The sequence below is a fragment of the Polynucleobacter sp. MG-27-Goln-C1 genome (assembly GCF_018881905.1).
Classification (GTDB): Bacteria; Pseudomonadota; Gammaproteobacteria; order Burkholderiales; family Burkholderiaceae; genus Polynucleobacter.
The window spans coordinates 370,530-388,620 of record NZ_JACVPM010000002.1 but is presented as its reverse complement, the minus strand read 5'-3'; the positions used below and the strand labels follow the sequence as shown (position 1 = coordinate 388,620).

The 18,091-nt window shown below is 46.2% G+C and carries 23 protein-coding genes; 15 read left to right on the top strand and 8 right to left on the bottom strand.

The window, feature by feature from the left end; genetic code table 11:
- Nucleotides 1-9: 9 nt before the first annotated feature.
- The 5 genes from ICN14_RS06010 to ICN14_RS05990 are packed head-to-tail and all read right to left on the bottom strand — an operon-like array spanning nucleotide 10 to nucleotide 4,827.
- The gene (locus ICN14_RS06010) at nucleotides 10-786 is read right to left on the bottom strand and encodes an SDR family oxidoreductase (protein ID WP_216225610.1); all 777 of its coding nucleotides are present in this window, start codon (nucleotides 784-786) and stop codon (nucleotides 10-12) included.
- Complete coding sequence (locus tag ICN14_RS06005; protein WP_216225609.1) at nucleotides 783-2,078, bottom strand: cyclopropane-fatty-acyl-phospholipid synthase family protein; 1,296 nt, start codon at nucleotides 2,076-2,078, stop codon at nucleotides 783-785. The genes ICN14_RS06010 and ICN14_RS06005 overlap by 4 nt, the downstream gene beginning before the upstream one ends.
- Nucleotides 2,075-2,860, bottom strand: coding sequence for a DUF1365 domain-containing protein (locus tag ICN14_RS06000; RefSeq protein WP_216225608.1), 786 nt, complete (start codon nucleotides 2,858-2,860; stop codon nucleotides 2,075-2,077). The genes ICN14_RS06005 and ICN14_RS06000 overlap by 4 nt, the downstream gene beginning before the upstream one ends.
- Complete coding sequence (locus ICN14_RS05995) at nucleotides 2,861-4,249, bottom strand: FAD-dependent oxidoreductase (protein ID WP_216225607.1); 1,389 nt, start codon at nucleotides 4,247-4,249, stop codon at nucleotides 2,861-2,863.
- The gene (locus ICN14_RS05990) at nucleotides 4,249-4,827 is read right to left on the bottom strand and encodes a glutathione peroxidase (RefSeq protein WP_216225606.1); all 579 of its coding nucleotides are present in this window, start codon (nucleotides 4,825-4,827) and stop codon (nucleotides 4,249-4,251) included. The genes ICN14_RS05995 and ICN14_RS05990 overlap by 1 nt, the downstream gene beginning before the upstream one ends.
- Nucleotides 4,828-4,917: 90 nt before the next feature.
- Here ICN14_RS05990 and rfaE2 point away from each other — a divergent pair, with 90 nt between their 5' ends.
- Nucleotides 4,918-5,409 carry a D-glycero-beta-D-manno-heptose 1-phosphate adenylyltransferase gene (rfaE2, locus tag ICN14_RS05985; protein ID WP_216225605.1) on the top strand — a complete coding sequence of 164 codons (492 nt, stop codon included), beginning with the start codon at nucleotides 4,918-4,920 and terminating at the stop codon, nucleotides 5,407-5,409.
- Here the strand turns inward: rfaE2 and ICN14_RS05980 are convergent.
- Together ICN14_RS05980 and ICN14_RS05975 are read right to left on the bottom strand one after the other, a co-directional pair.
- Entirely contained in the window at nucleotides 5,406-6,227 is an 822-nt protein-coding gene (locus ICN14_RS05980; RefSeq protein WP_216225604.1) for a type III pantothenate kinase, read from the bottom strand. The two genes, rfaE2 and ICN14_RS05980, sit on opposite strands and share 4 nt — an antisense overlap.
- On the bottom strand, nucleotides 6,224-7,024 hold the full coding sequence (locus tag ICN14_RS05975) for a biotin--[acetyl-CoA-carboxylase] ligase (RefSeq protein ID WP_216225603.1): 801 nt from the start codon (nucleotides 7,022-7,024) through the stop codon (nucleotides 6,224-6,226). Before ICN14_RS05975 ends, ICN14_RS05980 begins: the two co-directional genes overlap by 4 nt.
- Before the next feature lie 46 nt (nucleotides 7,025-7,070).
- Here ICN14_RS05975 and ICN14_RS05970 point away from each other — a divergent pair, with 46 nt between their 5' ends.
- From ICN14_RS05970 to ICN14_RS05940, 7 genes are read left to right on the top strand one after another with little or no spacing between them, the layout of a single operon-like run.
- A complete protein-coding gene (locus ICN14_RS05970; protein WP_216225602.1) occupies nucleotides 7,071-8,165 on the top strand; it encodes a VanZ family protein in 1,095 nt (364 codons plus the stop codon).
- 12 nt (nucleotides 8,166-8,177) lie between these two features.
- Nucleotides 8,178-8,486 carry a ferredoxin gene (locus tag ICN14_RS05965; RefSeq protein ID WP_216225601.1) on the top strand — a complete coding sequence of 103 codons (309 nt, stop codon included), beginning with the start codon at nucleotides 8,178-8,180 and terminating at the stop codon, nucleotides 8,484-8,486.
- A 23-nt stretch (nucleotides 8,487-8,509) separates the two neighbouring features.
- Nucleotides 8,510-9,226, top strand: coding sequence for an alpha/beta hydrolase (locus ICN14_RS05960; protein ID WP_216225600.1), 717 nt, complete (start codon nucleotides 8,510-8,512; stop codon nucleotides 9,224-9,226).
- Nucleotides 9,227-9,251: 25 nt separating this feature from the next.
- A complete protein-coding gene (locus ICN14_RS05955) occupies nucleotides 9,252-9,521 on the top strand; it encodes a YbeD family protein (RefSeq protein ID WP_216225599.1) in 270 nt (89 codons plus the stop codon).
- A gap of 9 nt (nucleotides 9,522-9,530) precedes the next feature.
- Nucleotides 9,531-10,175 (top strand): lipoyl(octanoyl) transferase LipB, encoded by a 645-nt coding sequence (lipB, locus tag ICN14_RS05950; protein WP_216225598.1) that lies wholly within the window; start codon nucleotides 9,531-9,533, stop codon nucleotides 10,173-10,175.
- On the top strand, nucleotides 10,172-11,188 hold the full coding sequence (gene lipA, locus ICN14_RS05945) for a lipoyl synthase (RefSeq protein WP_216225597.1): 1,017 nt from the start codon (nucleotides 10,172-10,174) through the stop codon (nucleotides 11,186-11,188). The genes lipB and lipA overlap by 4 nt, the downstream gene beginning before the upstream one ends.
- Entirely contained in the window at nucleotides 11,181-11,768 is a 588-nt protein-coding gene (locus tag ICN14_RS05940; RefSeq protein WP_255535982.1) for a hypothetical protein, read from the top strand. Before lipA ends, ICN14_RS05940 begins: the two co-directional genes overlap by 8 nt.
- 25 nt (nucleotides 11,769-11,793) lie before the next feature.
- Here the strand turns inward: ICN14_RS05940 and ICN14_RS05935 are convergent, their stop codons facing one another.
- Nucleotides 11,794-12,048 carry an accessory factor UbiK family protein gene (locus tag ICN14_RS05935; protein WP_015422110.1) on the bottom strand — a complete coding sequence of 85 codons (255 nt, stop codon included), beginning with the start codon at nucleotides 12,046-12,048 and terminating at the stop codon, nucleotides 11,794-11,796.
- Between the two features lie 261 nt (nucleotides 12,049-12,309).
- Between ICN14_RS05935 and ICN14_RS05930 the strand changes: the two genes are divergently transcribed.
- From ICN14_RS05930 to ICN14_RS05900, 7 genes are all read left to right on the top strand, one after another.
- On the top strand, nucleotides 12,310-13,164 hold the full coding sequence (locus ICN14_RS05930; RefSeq protein ID WP_216225596.1) for a TorF family putative porin: 855 nt from the start codon (nucleotides 12,310-12,312) through the stop codon (nucleotides 13,162-13,164).
- A gap of 25 nt (nucleotides 13,165-13,189) precedes the next feature.
- Entirely contained in the window at nucleotides 13,190-13,528 is a 339-nt protein-coding gene (locus ICN14_RS05925; protein ID WP_011903792.1) for a P-II family nitrogen regulator, read from the top strand.
- Between the two features lie 13 nt (nucleotides 13,529-13,541).
- A complete protein-coding gene (locus ICN14_RS05920) occupies nucleotides 13,542-15,005 on the top strand; it encodes an ammonium transporter (RefSeq protein WP_216225595.1) in 1,464 nt (487 codons plus the stop codon).
- 105 nt (nucleotides 15,006-15,110) lie between these two features.
- Nucleotides 15,111-16,409, top strand: coding sequence for a glutamate--cysteine ligase (gene gshA / locus ICN14_RS05915; RefSeq protein WP_215334022.1), 1,299 nt, complete (start codon nucleotides 15,111-15,113; stop codon nucleotides 16,407-16,409).
- Nucleotides 16,410-16,434: 25 nt separating this feature from the next.
- Nucleotides 16,435-17,376 carry a glutathione synthase gene (gene gshB, locus ICN14_RS05910; protein WP_216225594.1) on the top strand — a complete coding sequence of 314 codons (942 nt, stop codon included), beginning with the start codon at nucleotides 16,435-16,437 and terminating at the stop codon, nucleotides 17,374-17,376.
- A gap of 2 nt (nucleotides 17,377-17,378) precedes the next feature.
- Nucleotides 17,379-17,813 carry a PTS sugar transporter subunit IIA gene (locus ICN14_RS05905; RefSeq protein ID WP_216225593.1) on the top strand — a complete coding sequence of 145 codons (435 nt, stop codon included), beginning with the start codon at nucleotides 17,379-17,381 and terminating at the stop codon, nucleotides 17,811-17,813.
- A gap of 8 nt (nucleotides 17,814-17,821) precedes the next feature.
- Nucleotides 17,822-18,091 (top strand): HPr family phosphocarrier protein, encoded by a 270-nt coding sequence (locus ICN14_RS05900; RefSeq protein ID WP_216225592.1) that lies wholly within the window; start codon nucleotides 17,822-17,824, stop codon nucleotides 18,089-18,091.

The window sequence follows — 18,091 nt, the reverse complement described above, 5'->3', positions numbered from 1 at the left end:
TTCAGAGTCTTAGATTTTGACGAAGCGTCGTACGATCCAAAAATAGAGTGGGTAAGGCAGGATTCTGAGGAACTTTAAGAATCCTGAAAACCGCTTAGGGAAATGAATATCAAATTCTCCAGCCTGTAGTCCTGCGAGAATTTCTGTTGCAGCCTCCTCAGCACTGATGAGTGCTGGCATTTCAAAATCATTCTGTGCAGTCGCTTCGGTTGCTACAAACCCTGGTGAAATCATATGCACGCTCACACCCTGCGGTAGCAAGTCGTAGTACAGGGTTTCGCAGAAGTTAATAATTCCTGCTTTGCTTGGTCCATAGGCTAAGGCTTTAGGTAATCCACTGTATCCAGCTACGCTACCCACTATGGCAATATGACCGGCATGCTCTTTGAGCATACTGGGCAAAACAACGCTGACTGCCCGCATAGGCCCTAGCAGGTTGGCATCAATAGTTTTCTGCGCAACTTCAAACTCAAAATTATCGGCACGTAATGGTGTGTATACGCCCGACACAAATAGCAGTAGGTCTAAGCCACCCCACGCCTCTAGTATTCCCTGGTAGGCAGTAATGAGTTGTTCATGCTGGGTCACATCTAGTGGGAAAACTAAGGCCTGTCCCGGCTCCGCAGATTGTGCGATGGTATTGAGTTTCTCAGCGCGACGACTGGAAAGAGAAACCCTTGCACCCGCCTTAATAAAGGCTTGTGTACAGGCTTCACCAATTCCGCTGGAAGCGCCAATGATCCAAATACGTTGATTTATAAATGAATCAAATCCTTTTTGTTTCATGGGCGCAGGGCATCGTTCGAGTGAGTAACATCTGAGTGTTTGAGGGTGTATTGCACGACATCAATATTCTTTTCAGAGAATCCAGCGGCGCAATACATGAGATAGAAATTCCACAGCCGAATAAAAGCTTCATCAAATCCAAGGCGATAGATTTCTTCAATCTTGTGATTAAAGCTATCGCGCCATAGACATAAGGTTTTGGCATAGTCAGCACCAAATGCAAACTCTGCCTCAACCTCTAAACCCGCATTAGCTGCAGCAGCCTTGAATTTAGAAGGCGAGGGAAGCATGCCGCCTGGGAAAACGTATTGCTGAATAAAGTCGGTGCTATGACGATAGCGATCAAATAAGTCTTCTGCAATGACGATAGTTTGTATGCAGGCTCGGCCACCCGCTTTCAGTCTCTTAGCAACTGTTTGGAAGTATTCACCCCAATGGTTCTCGCCTACTGCCTCAAACATTTCAATGGAGGCAATGCCATCAAATTGTTCGGTGCAGTCTCGATAATCTTGAAGTCGTACCTCAAATTTCTGTTGATTGCCCACCTCTACGTTGACATTTTGAAGTCTAGTGTCTGCGAAGGCTTTTTGCTCTGTGGATAAGGTTAGGCCTGTGACTTGATTGCCATTGCGTAAGGCCTCTTCCATAAAGCCACCCCAGCCACAGCCAATCTCTAGTAGCTGGTCGCCTGGTTTAGCATTGATGGAGTCTAGTATGCGTTTGATCTTCGCGCGTTGCGCATCCATCAAAGACTGCTTATCCCCTTCGGAGAACCAAGCGCTTGAATAGCTCATCGTCGGATCTAGCCAAAGGGTATAAAAGGCGTTACCGAGATCGTAGTGCGCATGAATATTTTTACGACTACCAGATTTCGAGTTATCTCTAAACCAATGCCTCAGGCGATAGGCTATAGAACCTAACCAGCTTCCATAGATTGCTTTTTCTAGTATGGTGCGGTTCCGAATAGCGAGCTCTAGAACAGACTTAAGGTCTGGGGTATTCCATTCACCTCGAATATAGCTCTCGGCAAAGCCAATGTCGCCGTGAGATAAAACTTGCTTGAATACAGACCAGTCTAAAACCTGAATTTCTGCATGCAGTTGGTCTGAGCTATTACCAAATTCCCTTACTTCTTTATTTGGTAATGTAATAACCAAATGCCCGCTACGCAATTGCGCTAGGAGACCTAATAAAGTTTGTGTACTTGTACGATATTGTTGTTGCTTAGACTGTCGCTTCTCCGGGCGGGAGAATGTGAGTCTAGACAGTAGGGATTGACCGGGGCGATTCATCGAGTAATTTCAAGTTCTGGTGGTTTAGGTTTTGAATAAAAGGGTACTCCTTTTAGCCACAATTTCAATGCCTGCCAATGAATCCGGCCGATGACGCCTAGGCTCATCAAGGGGTAGCGCAAGAAGGCAAGATAGAGGGTGCTTTTACTCAGTGCTTGAGCAAGGCCGCTGATGCTGGTATTAATCAATGGGGCCCCATCTTCATGGAGCTCAATTCGGCAAACGATATTCCGCTTTGAATGACTATCCTGAGGAAATAAGAAGCGGAAGTGATATTCCCCACGAACATCGCAGAAAGGTGAAACATGGAAGACTTTCTTGCTCACCAGAGTTTCTCCGGACTCCACTGCTTTTCCAGAGTCATGATGAAGCAAGTAGCAGTGTCGCTCACCAAAGGTGTTATTCACCTCCGCTAACACTGCCTGTACCTGACCATTAGCTCGGGTACAGATCCAAAAGCTGACAGGATTAAAGACATATCCAAGTACGCGCGGGAAAGTTTGCAGCCAAATCTCACCATCCGGATGCTGGATATTGTTTTCTTTAAGGATTGTTTCGATCCAGGCAAGGCTATCCTGATTTCCTAGTCCATGATCTTGATCGAAGAAAGAAAAGAGTCCGAATCGATTGTCTCTGAGGCCATGCTTGCTGAGCAATGCCGGATCATTCCTACGCGCACGCATTGGAATGGATAAAGTAAATACACCATAGCCAAACGCATTCTTAGCGGGGCGAAAGCGCCGATGCTTAACCGCTCCGAAATTAATCGTTGGCAAATTCATTTACTGAACATCTTTAATGGAGCTGGATTTAACGCGATGAGAGATGCTTTCTATTAGATCCATTGCAACTAATTCGCCTGATCGCAGACCATCTTCATGAAAGCCAAAGCCAGTCCATGCTCCGCAATACCAAACTGAAGAGTTGCCTTGAATCAAAGGTAACTGCTTTTGTGCCTGCACAGCACGCATATCAAAGACTGGATGCGAGTAATGAATTTCTTCATGCACTAATGTTGGATTGGGATCAGTTAGCGGATTCAAGCTCACAATAATCTGCGTGTTCTCGAATGCCTTAGGCAGGGGTTGCAAGCGGTTGATTAAATAATTGACGCTAACGTGTTGTTGTGCAGTTGGTGTTGCGCCAGATTTTGCAGTGTAGTTCCAGGCTGCCCAGCAGCGCTCAGTAGTTGGTAAGAAATTGATATCGGTATGCAAGATTGCACGATTTTTTTGATAAGGAACCGAGGCCAAAATATTGCGAGCATCTTGGTCAATACCATGCACTAGCTCTAAAGTTTGATCGCTATGACAAGCCATGATCACTTCATCAAACCAGCGTGATCCAGAGGAGGCAATGACTTCAACTTGAGAGTTGTCGGTTTTACTTGCATTGACTCGAGAAACAGATTCGCGCACAAACTGGACTTGATGTTTCTCAAGGGCTGCCACCAAAAGTTCTACGTATTCTCTTGAACCACCTTTAACGGTAAGCCATTGCGGGCGATTCTGGATTTGCAAAAGGCCATGGTTATGGCAGAAACGCACCATAGTCTGAATTGGAAACTCTAGCATCTGCTCAACAGAGCATGACCAAATGGCACCAATCATCGGCAAGAAATAATTTTCTCTGAAGCTGGTGCTAAAACGGTTGCGATCTAAAAAATCTTTAATACGCTCATCAGGCTCTGAGTATTCAAGCTTAGAAGTAATTTGCTCTTCAGCGAGTCGAGTGGCAAGGCGATTAAAGCGCAAGATGTCATAAGCCATTCTCCAAAATGACAGTGAGAACAAATTGGATCGTTGCCCAAAGAAAGAATTCAGATCTTTGCCGGCCCATTCAATTTTTTTGCTGCGCCCGGTTTTTTCAGTAGCATCAATCGATACTGAAAAAGACATTTCTGATGGCGCAATCGGCACTTCAATTTCTTCAAATAGACGAACTAAGCGAGGATAGGTTTTGCGATTAAATACTAAAAATCCAGTATCGACTCCATGGGTCATCTTGCCTTGGGTAGTCTCTAGTGTAAGGTCTACGGTATTACTGTGACCGCCAATGTGATTCCCGCCTTCGAATATGGTGATGTCTAAATCTGGGTGCTGCCTTAATGCATATGCGCATCCTAAGCCAGATATACCAGCGCCAATAATGGCAACTCTTTTCTTACCCACTAAATTTTCTCTCCAAGAAGTTTTTCTATCTCACCAGTAATACTGCTGCTAGTGGGTTTAGTCATGCTGCCATATGAGTCCACAACATTGCCGTTGCGATCAATGAGGTACTTATAAAAATTCCATTTCGGAGTTGTACCAGTTTTAGCAATCAGCATCTTAAATAAAGGGTTGGGATTGCTACCGCTGACTGAGCTCTTGGCAAACATGGGGAACTTCACGTCATAGGTATTTTTACAGAAGTCAGCAATTTCTTTGTTGCTACCGGGTTCTTGCTGCCCAAAATCATTGGATGGAAATCCCAGTACAACTAAGCCGCGATCTTTGTATTTGGCATACAGCTTCTCAAGGCCTTCATATTGACTAGTAAAGCCACAAAAACTAGCTGTATTAACAACCAAAACAACTTTTCCTTGATATTGGCAGAGGTTTTGAGGTGCCTCATCCTGCAATCTTGGAAAGGTATGGGACAAGAGGGGGCTGCAGCTGGCTGACGCTGTAGGAGCTGCCTTTGCTAATTGCATTGCTGGCAGTAGCAAAAGTATCGCTAGTAAGTAGCTCGGTATATTGCGAATCATCTTGAACCTTTGGGTGGGACTGGGATGCCCAAGTCTAAGACATTCTGGCAAATATCGTTGAGCCCAGTGCAATGCCATTAATATGACGCTATGAGCTCTTTACCTTTACCTTCTTTTGAGTCCAAAGTCTGCGCCCCAGCAGAGCTAGAGGCCCGCATTGCTGCGCTCCCAAGACCCCTGGTCTTTACGAATGGTGTCTTTGATATCCTGCATCGCGGGCATGCCAGCTACTTGGCTCAAGCGCGTGCCTTAGGAGCTAGCCTTGTGGTGGGGGTGAACTCGGATGCGTCAGTGAAGATGTTGGGTAAGGGTGATGACAGACCCATCAATACTGAGGCTGACCGTCAGGCTTTATTGGCAGCGCTGGAGAGCGTGGATTTAGCGGTGATGTTTACAGAGCAGACCCCAGTGAATCTGATTGCCAAAATTCATCCGGATATCTACGTGAAGGGTGGCGATTATGAAATCGATACTCTTGAAGAAACTCGCTTGGTGAAGACTTGGGGTGGCAAAGCAGTCGCTATTCCATTTTTGTATGAGCGCTCTACGACAACCCTGTTAGGCAAGATCCGAACTAGCTAAAGATTTTGTAAGAGCCAAGCCCACAGTCCGCGCAGTACTAAACCTTCAATGGGTTCAACAGGAAGTGCTGCCAGCTCTGGAAACTGTTTGATTTCATTTGCCAAAATTTTGGCATTGCCACCATCAAGCCAAATTCGCTCGACAGGATGATTCATGGATTTAGCTAAATAGGCTGCGCGTAGTATTGCCCCTATTTGCGCCGCATCACAACCACCAGTAATGGCTTCATCCGTTGTTGTGCCAAAGCTTGCTTGGGCCTCAGGATTGCTGGCGCGAACGGCTAGTGGAAGTTGGGCTGTATTTTGTTGGAGACTTTCTTGCATCAGACTAAGGCCTGGCAAGATCCAGCCGCCGTAATGAACGCCGTTGCCACCTAATAAATCAATGGTGGTGGCAGTTCCGGCATTAATCACCAGCGTATTGGTGTTGGAGAGCGCTCTTGCGCCAATCAGTGCAGCCCACCGATCTGCACCCAACTTGCTTGGGTCTTGATAGAGTGTGCGAACACCCTCGTAAGAACTACTGCCTGTAAATTGCTTCCACTCAAGGTCTTGCCATTGTGGAAAGAGGCTGCGTAGATTTTCAATAGCAGCATCACCTGCTACACAGCAAAATGCAATCGCATCTGGCTTTGGCAATGTTTTAGAAATGTAGTCCGATAGTTCGGCCCGTAACTCGGGCGATTGGAAAGACTTAGTGCTAATCGATCCAGAGTATGCCCACAGTTTTTTATTGCGGTCCGCAATATTCTGTGTGGATTCAACAGCAGCCCACTTCAGCCGAGTGTTGCCAAGATCGAATACTAAATACAGACTCATGATTGAACTCGTAAAGAAACATCGCCTGCATGAATGGCAATCAATTTGTCATGCTGTTTTAGGAGAAGCGCGCCGGTGTCATCAACCCCGGAAGAAATTCCAACAATGGGATCCTTGCCTGCACCTGATATGCAAACCGACTGGCCATTGAAGGCATCCCAACGTTCCCAGGAATTTTTAAAGTAACTAAATCCATGCTGTTCAAATTGGGCTAAATGCTTTTCAAATGATTCGATCAGTTTTAGCCAAACAAATTCAGCATCAGGAATGGTTGATTGGTGAGGTATAAGTTGATCTAGTGCGGCAACCTTGAGAGAGGATTGGCCTTCTAAGTCTTTTTCAATTAGTGCTGGGTTACGTAAGTTCAGACCCAGTCCGATCACCATCCAAGTAGGTGAGTTGGGGTTACTTTGTCCACCCTCAATCAAGATGCCACCAAGTTTGGCATTGTTCAGCAGTAGATCGTTGGGCCACTTGAGTCTCAGGCCTTGTTGATGCAGCGCATCCTCGCTAAGTCCTAGTGTTGCAGCAATTCCGGAAATAGCCGCCAAGCCGATAACTAGGCTGAGCCCACTCAGTTCATTGGGGCGCTTATGGAATGGGTAGGCCAAGGAAAAACACAGAGTGTCTTCAGGGTTAGAGAGCCACGCTCTTCCAGCCCGACCCTTGCCGGAGGTCTGCTCGTGGGCAATTCGAGCAACGGGATCAATTAATTCCCCGGCACGCCAGCGGGCCAATAAATCATCATTAGTTGATTTGGTGCTGGCAACGCGCTCTAGGATGCAATTCGGACTCATTTTCCTATTGTAGAAAGATCTGACCTGGCTGACCTAGAATGATGGAATGCATCACGAAGATCAACGTCCTCGCAAGTTTGTTTGGCCTCTCCAAGCAATGCCTTTGGCCAGAGCCATTAGCTTGAGCTATGCGCTTTTAATCGTCTATGTCAGCCTAAATCCCTTTGATTTCAACTTTGACAACGGGATTGCTGCTTGGGCGTGGCTGGATGCTCCTTTACCCCGCTTTATTACGCTCTTTGACGTTTCTGTCAATATTCTGGCCTACATCCCCCTGGGATTTTTGTTGGCCTTTGCCTGCTATCCACGTTGGCGCAATTTCGTTGCCCTGGGTATTGCCTTGAGCTTTAGTGCAGTATTGGCTTTTAGCGTCGAGTCATTACAAACTTGGTTGCCCACTCGCATTCCTAGTCAAATGGATTGGTGGGCTAACGTCTTAGGTGGATTGATGGGCGGCCTATTGGCGATTCCTTTGGGACCTCAGTGGCTCTCTGGTAGCGCAGTGCGTCGTCGTTTTGACCAGTGGTTTGGTTTGAACTGGGCCGCTTGTGCCTTATTTTTACTTTTTCCTTGGGCTCAGATCTACCCCCAAAGTTCCTGGTTGGGGACTGGGGTGTGGGGTCATGCGATTTTTGCCTCAGTCGACTGGGGAACGATGGTGGTGAATCATTTCCTCCAAGAATCCATCATTACGGCAGTTTGTTGGCTCGGCACCGGGCTCCTACTATCCCTGGGGATGCGTGCAAAAGCACCCCAGTGGAAAATCTTAAATAGCCTGCTTTGCTTCACGGTTTTGGTCAAGATTACCTTCACTGCGTTGCAATTCGGGGCAGAATTTAGTTTCTCATGGCTTACCGCGGGGGCTATTTGGGGGATGGTGTTGGGAACCCTCTTACTTAGATGGACACTGCAATTATCTGTAGCTAGCAAAGCTTGGCTTGCAATCGCTAGTTTAGTTAGTGCCACCTTGGTAATTAATCTATTACCGGACAATCCTTATTTCATTTTGACATTACGCCACTGGTATCAAGGTCGGCTATTACACTTTAATGAACTAATGCAATGGGTTTCCGTAGTATGGTTGCCATTAGCCTTGCTTTGGGTGCTCCGAAATAGGACCGCCTTTAATTTAAAACCTTGATTGAGATTTTTTATGAGTTTTAAGCACCATGTTTTTTTCTGTCTAAACCAGCGTAGTAATGGCGAAGATTGCTGTGATCGCCATAATGCTTTTGCATTATTTGACTATGCAAAAAAACGCGTGAAAGAGTTGGGACTATCTGGCCCTGGAAATATTCGCATTAATAAGGCGGGATGTTTAGACCGTTGTGCTGATGGCCCGGTAGCGGTGATTTATCCAGAAGGTATTTGGTACACCTTTGTGGATACTGAAGACGTCGAGGAAATTATCCAGTCACACTTAATACAAGGACGCCCAGTAGAGCGTCTACAGTTAGCTTAAAAAGATTTGAGAAAGTTTGCCTCATGAATAGCCGTACAAAAATAATTCATATTGATGGTGTTGTGGGTCAAATCGAAATGTCGATTGATCTGCCAGATGAATTAAAAAACAACCCTGAGTTCGCAGTGAGAGGTTTGGCACTGGTTGCACATCCACATCCGTTAATGGGTGGAACAATGGACAACAAGGTTACGCAAACTATGGCTCGCGCTTTTAATCAATTGGGTTACGTCAGCGTGCGCCCTAATTTTCGTGGAGTAGGTGCTACAGCTGGTGTGCATGATGACGGCGTTGGTGAGATGGAAGACTTGCTACACGTAACTGATTGGATGCGCACACCTTCAAGCTGGAATCAATTTGAGGCTACCTCACAACAGTCATGGGTACAGACTGCAAACACCCTACCTTTGGTAGTTTCTGGATTTTCATTTGGAAGCTTTGTAGGAACCCATTTAGTACAGCGCTTAGCAGAGCTAGGGCGCCCAGCTGAGCGGCTCGTCATGGTGGGTAGCGCAGCGGGCAAGTGGGTCCTAGCACCTGTGCCTGCTGATACGATTTTGATTCATGGCGAAGTAGATGAAACCATTCCCCTAATTGACGTTTTAGATTGGGCGCGTCCTCAAGAGTTAACAGTGCAAGTGGTGCCAGGAGCGGATCATTTCTTCCATCGACGTTTACATTGCATTCGTAACATCATCACAGGTGCGTGGTTGGGTATGCCCGATCACCGCAATCAATAAAGAAAATTGAGAAAGATAAAAAGACATGACTGAAGATAAAAAATCCCTCATTGAATATCCATCAGAATTTCCAATTAAGGTGATGGGCAAGACTAACCCAGAGTATTTGCCTGCGATCTTGCATATTGCTCGTCAATTTGACCCTACGCTTGATGAGAGCAAAGTTGAGCAACGACCTTCTAAAGATGGAAATTATCTCGGTATTACTTTGCCAATCACTGCAACTAGCCGTGAGCAGTTAGACGAGTTGTATCGCACTTTATCCACGCATCCTTTGGTTAGTGTTGTTCTCTAAATTATTTGCATGAGTTTTTTAGTAAAACATTTGGGGGTGGCTGACTACGAGTCAACTTATCAAGCGATGCGGGATTTCACGCAGCAGCGAGATAGCGACACTCCAGATGAAATTTGGATTCTTGAGCATCCTCCAGTGTTTACTTTAGGTTTAGCAGGAGATGCTAGTAATTTGCATTCCCCAAGCAATCAAATTCCCTTAGTGCAGGTGGATCGTGGTGGTGAGATCACTTATCACGGCCCTGGGCAGATCGTGGTGTACCTATTGCTCGATCTTCGGCGTTTGGGGATTTTTGTAAAAGAGCTGGTCTCCCGAATCGAGCAGGCTTTGATTGATACTCTTGCCGACTTTGGAATTCAGGCAGAAAGGCATGCTGGTGCGCCTGGTATTTATGTTGCTCGGGAAAGTGCAATGCCATTGGAGTATCACGGCGCCAAGATTGCCGCTTTGGGCCTCAAAGTCTCTAAGGGATGCTCCTATCACGGGCTTGCCTTGAACGTTGCTACTGATTTGGGTGCTTTTGCCCGTATTCACCCATGTGGGTATGAGGGCTTAAGGACAGTGGATATGCAAACCCTTGGGATCAAGGACAATATAGGCATTATTAGCCAAACCCTTTTAGGGCATTTGCACAAGCAACTGACTTCATCATGACTACCAATAAGCCGGACCTCGATACCGTCGCTACTAGCAATAGTCGCCAGGACCTTAATTACGATGCTTCACGTAAGCAGAAGTCGAGCGAGAAAACTGCGCGTATTCCGATCAAGATTGTTCCCTTGGAACAAGTGCTCAAAAAGCCAGATTGGATACGAGTAAAAGCTGCTTCTGGAAATTCTCGCTTTAATGAGATCAAAAAAATCTTGCGTGAGAATGAGTTGGTCACGGTTTGTGAAGAAGCAAGTTGCCCCAATATTGGCGAATGTTTTGGTAAGGGCACTGCTACCTTCATGATCATGGGCGATAAATGTACGCGTCGTTGCCCATTTTGTGATGTTGGTCACGGTAGGCCTGATCCGCTAGATACCAAAGAGCCCGGCAATTTGGCGCGCACGATCGCTGCTCTCAAATTAAATTATGTGGTGATTACTAGCGTAGATCGGGATGATTTACGTGATGGTGGCGCTATGCATTATGTGGATTGCATTTCTCAGTCGCGAGACCTCTCTCCAAATACTCGGATCGAAGTCTTAGTTCCGGATTTTCGGGGCCGCCTAGATAAGGCTTTGGATATTTTTTCTGAGCATGCACCGCAAGGCTTGCCTGATGTGATGAATCACAATTTAGAAACGGTTCCACGCTTATACAAAGAGGCGCGTCCCGGCGCTGACTACGCACACTCATTAAAATTATTAAAAGACTTTAAAGAGCGCTTCCCAAATATTCCAACCAAGAGCGGTTTAATGGTTGGCTTGGGAGAAACTGATGAAGAAATTTTAGAAGTCATGCGCGATATGCGTGAACACAATATTGATATGCTGACTATTGGTCAGTATCTAGCGCCTTCAGGACATCACCTGCCAGTTCGTCGCTATGTGCATCCTGACGTCTTTAAGCATTTTGAAGAAGAAGCTTATGCAATGGGCTTCTCGCATGCTGCCGTGGGCGCGATGGTGCGCTCTAGCTACCATGCTGACCAACAAGCGCATGGGGCTGGAATTGTCTAAACCGTTTCTTAAAAAGTTTGGTGTAGTTTTAGCATTTGCATTTCTACTTTCCGCTTGTAGTCCCAAATTAGATTGGCGCACAGTGCAGTCTGCGCAAGACGGCTATAGCGCTTTATTTCCAGGTAAGCCTGAAAAAATTGAACGACGACTGCCATATCAAGGTCAAGAAATCCCACAAACCTTAGAAGCGGTAAAAATTGAAGATGATATTTATTCGGTGAGCACGGTTCACTTGGGCAAAGATCAAGTCGCGCTCGCGCCTAAGTTATTAGAGCAATTGCAAGGCAATCTACTGAACCGTGCAAATGTTAATTTAGAAGGCACCATTACTGCAGACGCTTCTTATCAAGCAGCTAATCGGCAGCGTCTTTCTACTAAAGATTATTTTTTAGAATTCAAATCTAGTGGTGCAGTCGAGCAGTCAATGCGTGTGCGTTGGATCACCAGAATTACAACAGACAATGGAGCCTGGATTTATCAGATCTCGGTTTTACATACTGCGCCAGCACGAGTGCCTGCAAAACAATTTTTTTCTGAAGAGGCTTACTCTAATTTCTTTGATGAGTTTCATCCAGAATAGTTTCTAGATGAAACTGAGATTTTGACTAAGACTTTTCTAAAGCAGCTACTTTAGCTTCGAGGGCTTCTAGTTTTTCTCTGGTCTTAGCAAGTACCTTGGATTGCAAATCAAATTCTTCGCGAGTAACTAGGTCCATCTTCTGAAAACCTTGATTCATCATGGCGCGCACATTTTTTTCAATCTCTTGCGCAGGTGAATTACGAATCGCATCCCCGACTTTGTTTTGCATATCACTAGCAATGCGCTGGATTTGTTCTAGGATTTCGCCTGGTTTTTGCATAATGCTGCCCCGCCGTTCTGTTGAAAGTTGCATAAAAGATACAGATCCTATTTTAAGTTGGGACTCCAAAAACAGGTAAAACCAACCAAAAATGCTGCGATTGCAGCAAAATGAGCTTAAATGGTGCATATATAAGCACCAAAATTGGGCATAAGCCTTATTTAGGGGAATCGCACCAAATTGAGAAGGCTCCCGAGATTCATGATCACTCCATGCAATAAAGCATTTATCCCTTTTTTCATGACCACCAAGGAGTTTTAAATGAAAACTATTCAAAAGACTGCCATCGCTCTCGCAGCATCTGGCTTATTCGCAACAGCGGCATTTGCGCAAACAGCTCCTGCAGCTGCACCAGAGGCTCCTGAAGTGAGTCCAGTTACAGCTAACGTTACTGTGACCAATGATTATCGTTACCGTGGTATCTCACAAACAAATTACCAGCCAGCGATTCAAGGTGGCTTTGATTACGCCCATGAGAGCGGCCTCTACATTGGTAACTGGAACAGCACAATTAACTGGGTTGCAAATACTACTAACAATGGCGTTAGAGCTCCGGTTGAAATGGACTTCTACGGTGGTTTTAAGAAGGAGTTGATTGCAGAAGGTTTTGCATCTGATTTCGGTGTATTGCAGTACTACTACCCACAGTCTGGTTCATATCCTTCATACACAATGTTGAATCCAAATACGACTGAGTTGTATGTAGCGCAAAACTTTACTTTTGGCCCTGTAACTGGTTTTGTTAAGGTTAACTATTCATTAACTAATATTTTCGGTATTCCTAACAGTGGCGGCTCTTTCTACCCAGACTTAACTGCAAACTATGACACTGGATTTTGGGGAATTAGTTTGAATGGCCACGTTGGCTATCAATACGTTGCTGGTCAGCCTGCTACCTCTTCAGGATGGGGCGGATCAACGCCTAACAACATTAGCTATACCGATTGGAAGATAGGTGCCACTAAAGATTTTGGAGGCGGTCTCTCATTAGCAGCGTCTTACGTATCAACTAATGCGAATCCTAACTGGTGGAGCACATACACTGGTGCAGGTGGTGCGGCCAATGGATCTGCCGGCCGTCCAGGCGCTGTAGTTTCCCTCACAAAAGTATTTTAATTCTTTCCTCTGAACGGAGAAACGTATGAAATTAATTACCGCAATCATCAAGCCCTTCAAGCTTGACGAAGTGCGCGAAGCTCTCTCAGAAGTGGGAGTTTCGGGTATTACCGTCACTGAAGTTAAAGGCTTTGGCCGTCAAAAAGGTCACACCGAGTTGTATCGCGGTGCTGAGTATGTTGTCGACTTTTTGCCTAAAGTAAAAATTGAAGCTGCTGTTGAAGATGGCATCTTGGAGCGAGCGATTGAAGCAATTGAAAAATCTGCTCGTACTGGAAAAATTGGCGATGGCAAGATTTTTGTCTCCCCAGTTGAACACGTCATTCGCATTCGTACCGGTGAAACCGGCGCGTCAGCACTTTAAAGAGAGGTTCAAAATGTTAACTTGGATGAAACGACTCCTAGCTGGAAGCGCAATGGCCTTGGCTATTGGTGCAACCAGTGTCATGGTGGCTTCACCAGCTTTTGCTGATGAAGCTAAGCCAGTTGCGGCTGCGGCTGCCGCTGCAGTTGCTGCTGCTCCTGCATTAGTTCCGAACAAAGGTGATACAGCTTGGATATTGGTGTGTACAGCACTAGTAATCTTGATGACATTGCCTGGTTTGGCTTTGTTCTACGGTGGTTTGACACGTAGCAAGAACATTCTTTCTGTACTCGTACAGTGTATGTTTGTATTTGCGTTGATCACGGTATTGTGGTCTCTCTATGGATACAGCTTTGCATTTACTGAAGGCGGCGCATTCATTGGTGGATTCGATCGTTTGTTCTTGCAAGGCATTACTCCAGATTCAGTTGCCGCGACATTTAGTAAAGGCATTGTGATTCCTGAGTATGTATTTATGGCCTTCCAAGCTGCGTTTGCCACTATTACTTGCTGCTTGATCGTTGGTTCATTTGCTGAGCGTGCCAAGTTTTCTGCAATCGTGTTGTTTGTAATTCTTTGGTTCACTTTCAGCTACTTGCCAATCGCTCACATGGTTTGGTTCTGGCCTGGTCCTGATGACATCAAAGATGCAGCATCACTTGAAGCAATCACAGCACGTGCTGGTTGGTTGTGGCAGAAGGGTGTTCTCGACTTTGCTGGTGGTACCGTTGTTCACATCAATGCTGCGATCGCAGGCTTGGTAGGTTCATTCGTGATCGGCAAACGTTTGGGTTACGGCAAAGAAGCAATGAAGCCGCATAACTTAGTGTTCGTGATGATTGGTGCTTCACTCTTGTGGTTCGGTTGGTTTGGTTTCAATGCTGGTTCTGCTCTCGAAGCAAACGGCAGTGCAGCCTTGGCATTCGTGAACACATTATTGGCAACAGCTGCAGCAGTATTGAGCTGGTCAGTTGCTGAGTGGGTTCACAAAGGTAAGCCTTCCATGTTGGGTGGTGCATCTGGTTGCGTAGCTGGTTTGGTTGCTGTTACTCCTGCTGCTGGTTTTGTAGGCCCAATGGGCGCGCTAGTTATCGGTGCTGCTGCTGGTGTAGTTTGCTTGTGGGGTGTTTCTGGTCTCAAGAAGATTTTGGGTTCAGATGACAGCTTGGACGTATTCGGTGTGCATGGCGTTGGCGGTATCTTGGGCGCTTTGTTAACTGGTGTGTTCGCAGATCCAGCTTTAGGCGGAACAGGTATTTGGGATTATGTAGCGAATGCTGCGGCTCCTGATTACTCTATCGCTAGCCAATTGTGGATTCAGAGCCAAGGCGTCATCGTTACCCTAATTTGGTCTGGCGTGGTTTCTTATATCGCCTACAAATTGGTTGATATGGTGATCGGTCTCCGCGTTAAGGAAGATGAAGAGCGCGAAGGTTTGGATATCAGCTCCCACGGTGAGTCCGCTTACGAGTCTTAATTAGCTGTTTTACCCCTCACTGGGCGGCTTTAGTTAGCTGCCCAGTTTTTAAGCGCGGGATCCTCGGATTCCGCGTCTTTCTTTTAAAAATCTTACAATGGTGGAATGGTTCCACATCTCATCACTGCCCTTAGCGGCCCTCTTCTCGATCTCGAGTCGAAGGTATTAGAAGCAACCCCAACTATTGAGCGCTGGTTCAGGCTTGAGTGGCAGGAGCACACTCCGCCGTTCTACTGTTCAGTTGATCTGCGTAATGCTGGCTTTAAGCTAGCCCCGGTCGACACCAATCTCTTTCCGGGTGGTTTTAATAATCTATCTCCACAGATGTTGCCTTTGGCAGTTCAGGCGGCAATGGCGGCAATTGAGAAGATTTGTCCTGAAGCAAAAAATTTACTGTTGATACCTGAGCGACATACTCGCAATACCTTCTACTTGCAGAATATTGCGCGCCTATCTTCGATCTTGCGTCAAGCAGGCCTCAATGTGCGTCTGGGTACTTTGTCAGATGAAATTAAAAAGCCAACTTGGATTGATTTGCCTGATGGCAATCGTCTCTTGATGGAGCCTTTATCTCGTTTGGGTTTGAAGAAGCAGCGATTGGGATTGAAAGATTTTGATCCTTGTTCAATTTTGTTGAACAATGATTTGTCGGCAGGCATTCCTCCGATCTTAGAAAATCTGCATGAGCAATATCTATTGCCGGGCCTGCATGCTGGTTGGCATGTACGCCGCAAGTCAAATCACTTTGCTGCCTACGACGAAGTCGCGAAGAAATTTGCGAAGGTAGTGGATATTGATCCTTGGATGATTAATCCTTACTTTGCTAGTTGCTCTAATGTGAATTTCCATGAGCGTAAGGGTGAGGAAGAATTACAAGCTGCTGTAGAGAAAGTTCTTAAGAAAACTGCCAAGAAATACCGTGAGTACGGCATTAAAGAAAAACCATATGTCGTTGTCAAAGCAGATGCTGGTACATATGGTATGGGTGTGATGGTGGTGAATGATCCTGCCCAGCTCAAAGGCTTGAATCGCAAAGACCGCAATAAGATGAGTGTCGTCAAAGAAGGTCTTGAGGTAAGCGATGTATTGATTCAGGAAGGTGTTTATACCTTCGAGAAAGTGAATGAGGCCGTCGCTGAGCCAGTGGTGTACATGATCGACCGTTATGTAATCGGCGGCTTCTATCGCGTACACACAGACCGTGGCCCCGATGAGAATCTGAACGCGCCGGGCATGCATTTTGTGCCTCTGGCGTTCGAGCAAAACTCCATGCCAGACCTAGGCGCCAAGCCTGGTAGCGCACCGCCAAATCGCTTTTATCTTTATGGCGTTGTCGCTCGCCTGGCTTTATTGGCTGCTTCTTTAGAGCTGGAGCGCTCCGATCCTAATGCTGAAGCTGCTTAACTTTATTTGAATGCTCGGACATAAGATGAATCTCCTTTTCATTGCTGACCCTTTGGAGTCTTTCAAGATTAGTAAAGATTCCACCTTGGCAATGATGCGAGTTGCGCAAGAGGCAGGGCATCAATTGTGGTTTTGTCAAAGTCGCAATATTCTGTGGAGAGATGATTTTGTAGTGGCTGATTGCCAGTCTCTCGACATTAAGCCAAGCGGTACTGCCTGGTTTGAATTGGGCCCCGTAGAAGATCGCCCATTAAATACTTTTAACGCAGTCATGATGCGCACAGATCCACCATTTGATATTGAATACCTCAATACCACTTGGTTATTGTCTGCTGCAGTTCGTCAGGGTGCAAACGTATTTAACAGTCCAATGGCTATTCGGGACCATTCTGAAAAAATATCCATTACTGAATTTCCAGAACTTATTCCGCCAACTTTGATCACCCGCGAACTCAGTGCAATTGAGTTGTTTCATCAAGAGCATCAAGATATTGTGATTAAGCCTTTAGATGGCATGGGTGGTATGGGTGTGTTTCGTGTAGGGTCTGATGGCTTAAATCTTGCCAGTATTGTGGAGACGCTTGGCGAGAATGGTGCACGTACTTTGATGGTGCAGAAATTCTTGCCTGAGATAGCTCAAGGCGATAAGCGGGTCTTGCTGATTGGTGGCAAGGTAGTGCCATTCGCATTGGCTCGCATTCCGCAGGGTAGCGAAATCCGAGGTAACTTGGCTGCCGGTGGCAAAGGAGTGGCTATGCCTCTGACAGATGCCGAGTTGAAGGTTGCAGAGCGTCTCGCCCCAATTTTGAATGCCCGCGGTTTGTTCTTGGTAGGATTAGATTTAATTGGTGCTTATGTCACAGAAATTAATGTGACCAGCCCAACCTGTTTTGTAGAAATTACTGAGCAAAGTGGATTTGATGTTCCGAAATTTTGGTTAACAGAGCTTGAAAAGGCATTGGCATAAAAATGGTTGGAATCGTAATAGTTGCCCACACCCCGGTGGCAAGTGCGATGCTCGGTTTTGCAGAGCATGCATTTGGTGTGGTGCCGGAGAGAGTGAGGGCTGTCGACATTCCGCCCTACGAAGACACAAAAGCTAGCTTTGATCGAGTGTTAAAGGCGGCATATGGCGTTAATACAGGTCAGGGCGTTTTGATTCTGACTGATGTGATGGGCGCTACCCCAGCCAATGTGGCATCTAAGCTTGAAGCCTTAGGACCACTGTCTGGTTTGAATGCACCAGTGATTGTGTTGGCGGGACTCAATTTACCCATGTTGATGCGTTGCATCTCTCATCGTGGTGAGAGCCTGGAAGAGTTGGCTCAAAAGGCGCTCCAAGGTGGCCAAAATGGCATTCTACGTTTGGGCTCTAAGGCCCCACAAGCTACTACGGAGAAATAGGACCCACTATGCCTATTGCAGAAATCGAAATTATTAATAAGTTGGGATTGCATGCTCGCGCATCTGCGAAGCTATCTCAGCTTGCGGCTGAATTTCCGTGTGAAATATTGTTGTCACGCAATGGCCGTCAAATTAATGCTAAGAGCATTATGGGCGTCATGATGCTGGCCGCTGGAATCGGTAGCACTGTGACACTAGAAACTGTCGGCGAAAAAGAAGATGAGGCAATGCAAGCCCTAACTGCATTGATCAACGATCGATTTGGTGAGGGCGAATAA

Bases quoted from the DNA above. Each gene is read 5' to 3' on its own strand.
- ICN14_RS06010 (WP_216225610.1), bottom strand. From the start codon at position 786: ATGAAACAAAAAGGATTTGATTCATTTATAAATCAACGTATTTGGATC.
- ICN14_RS06005 (WP_216225609.1), bottom strand. From the start codon at position 2,078: ATGAATCGCCCCGGTCAATCCCTACTGTCTAGACTCACATTCTCCCGC.
- ICN14_RS06000 (WP_216225608.1), bottom strand. From the start codon at position 2,860: ATGAATTTGCCAACGATTAATTTCGGAGCGGTTAAGCATCGGCGCTTT.
- ICN14_RS05990 (WP_216225606.1), bottom strand. From the start codon at position 4,827: ATGATTCGCAATATACCGAGCTACTTACTAGCGATACTTTTGCTACTG.
- rfaE2 (WP_216225605.1), top strand. From the start codon at position 4,918: ATGAGCTCTTTACCTTTACCTTCTTTTGAGTCCAAAGTCTGCGCCCCA.
- ICN14_RS05980 (WP_216225604.1), bottom strand. From the start codon at position 6,227: ATGAGTCTGTATTTAGTATTCGATCTTGGCAACACTCGGCTGAAGTGG.
- ICN14_RS05975 (WP_216225603.1), bottom strand. From the start codon at position 7,024: ATGAGTCCGAATTGCATCCTAGAGCGCGTTGCCAGCACCAAATCAACT.
- ICN14_RS05970 (WP_216225602.1), top strand. From the start codon at position 7,071: ATGCATCACGAAGATCAACGTCCTCGCAAGTTTGTTTGGCCTCTCCAA.
- ICN14_RS05965 (WP_216225601.1), top strand. From the start codon at position 8,178: ATGAGTTTTAAGCACCATGTTTTTTTCTGTCTAAACCAGCGTAGTAAT.
- ICN14_RS05960 (WP_216225600.1), top strand. From the start codon at position 8,510: ATGAATAGCCGTACAAAAATAATTCATATTGATGGTGTTGTGGGTCAA.
- ICN14_RS05955 (WP_216225599.1), top strand. From the start codon at position 9,252: ATGACTGAAGATAAAAAATCCCTCATTGAATATCCATCAGAATTTCCA.
- lipB (WP_216225598.1), top strand. From the start codon at position 9,531: ATGAGTTTTTTAGTAAAACATTTGGGGGTGGCTGACTACGAGTCAACT.
- lipA (WP_216225597.1), top strand. From the start codon at position 10,172: ATGACTACCAATAAGCCGGACCTCGATACCGTCGCTACTAGCAATAGT.
- ICN14_RS05935 (WP_015422110.1), bottom strand. From the start codon at position 12,048: ATGCAAAAACCAGGCGAAATCCTAGAACAAATCCAGCGCATTGCTAGT.
- ICN14_RS05930 (WP_216225596.1), top strand. From the start codon at position 12,310: ATGAAAACTATTCAAAAGACTGCCATCGCTCTCGCAGCATCTGGCTTA.
- ICN14_RS05925 (WP_011903792.1), top strand. From the start codon at position 13,190: ATGAAATTAATTACCGCAATCATCAAGCCCTTCAAGCTTGACGAAGTG.
- ICN14_RS05920 (WP_216225595.1), top strand. From the start codon at position 13,542: ATGTTAACTTGGATGAAACGACTCCTAGCTGGAAGCGCAATGGCCTTG.
- gshA (WP_215334022.1), top strand. From the start codon at position 15,111: ATGGTTCCACATCTCATCACTGCCCTTAGCGGCCCTCTTCTCGATCTC.
- gshB (WP_216225594.1), top strand. From the start codon at position 16,435: ATGAATCTCCTTTTCATTGCTGACCCTTTGGAGTCTTTCAAGATTAGT.
- ICN14_RS05905 (WP_216225593.1), top strand. From the start codon at position 17,379: ATGGTTGGAATCGTAATAGTTGCCCACACCCCGGTGGCAAGTGCGATG.
- ICN14_RS05900 (WP_216225592.1), top strand. From the start codon at position 17,822: ATGCCTATTGCAGAAATCGAAATTATTAATAAGTTGGGATTGCATGCT.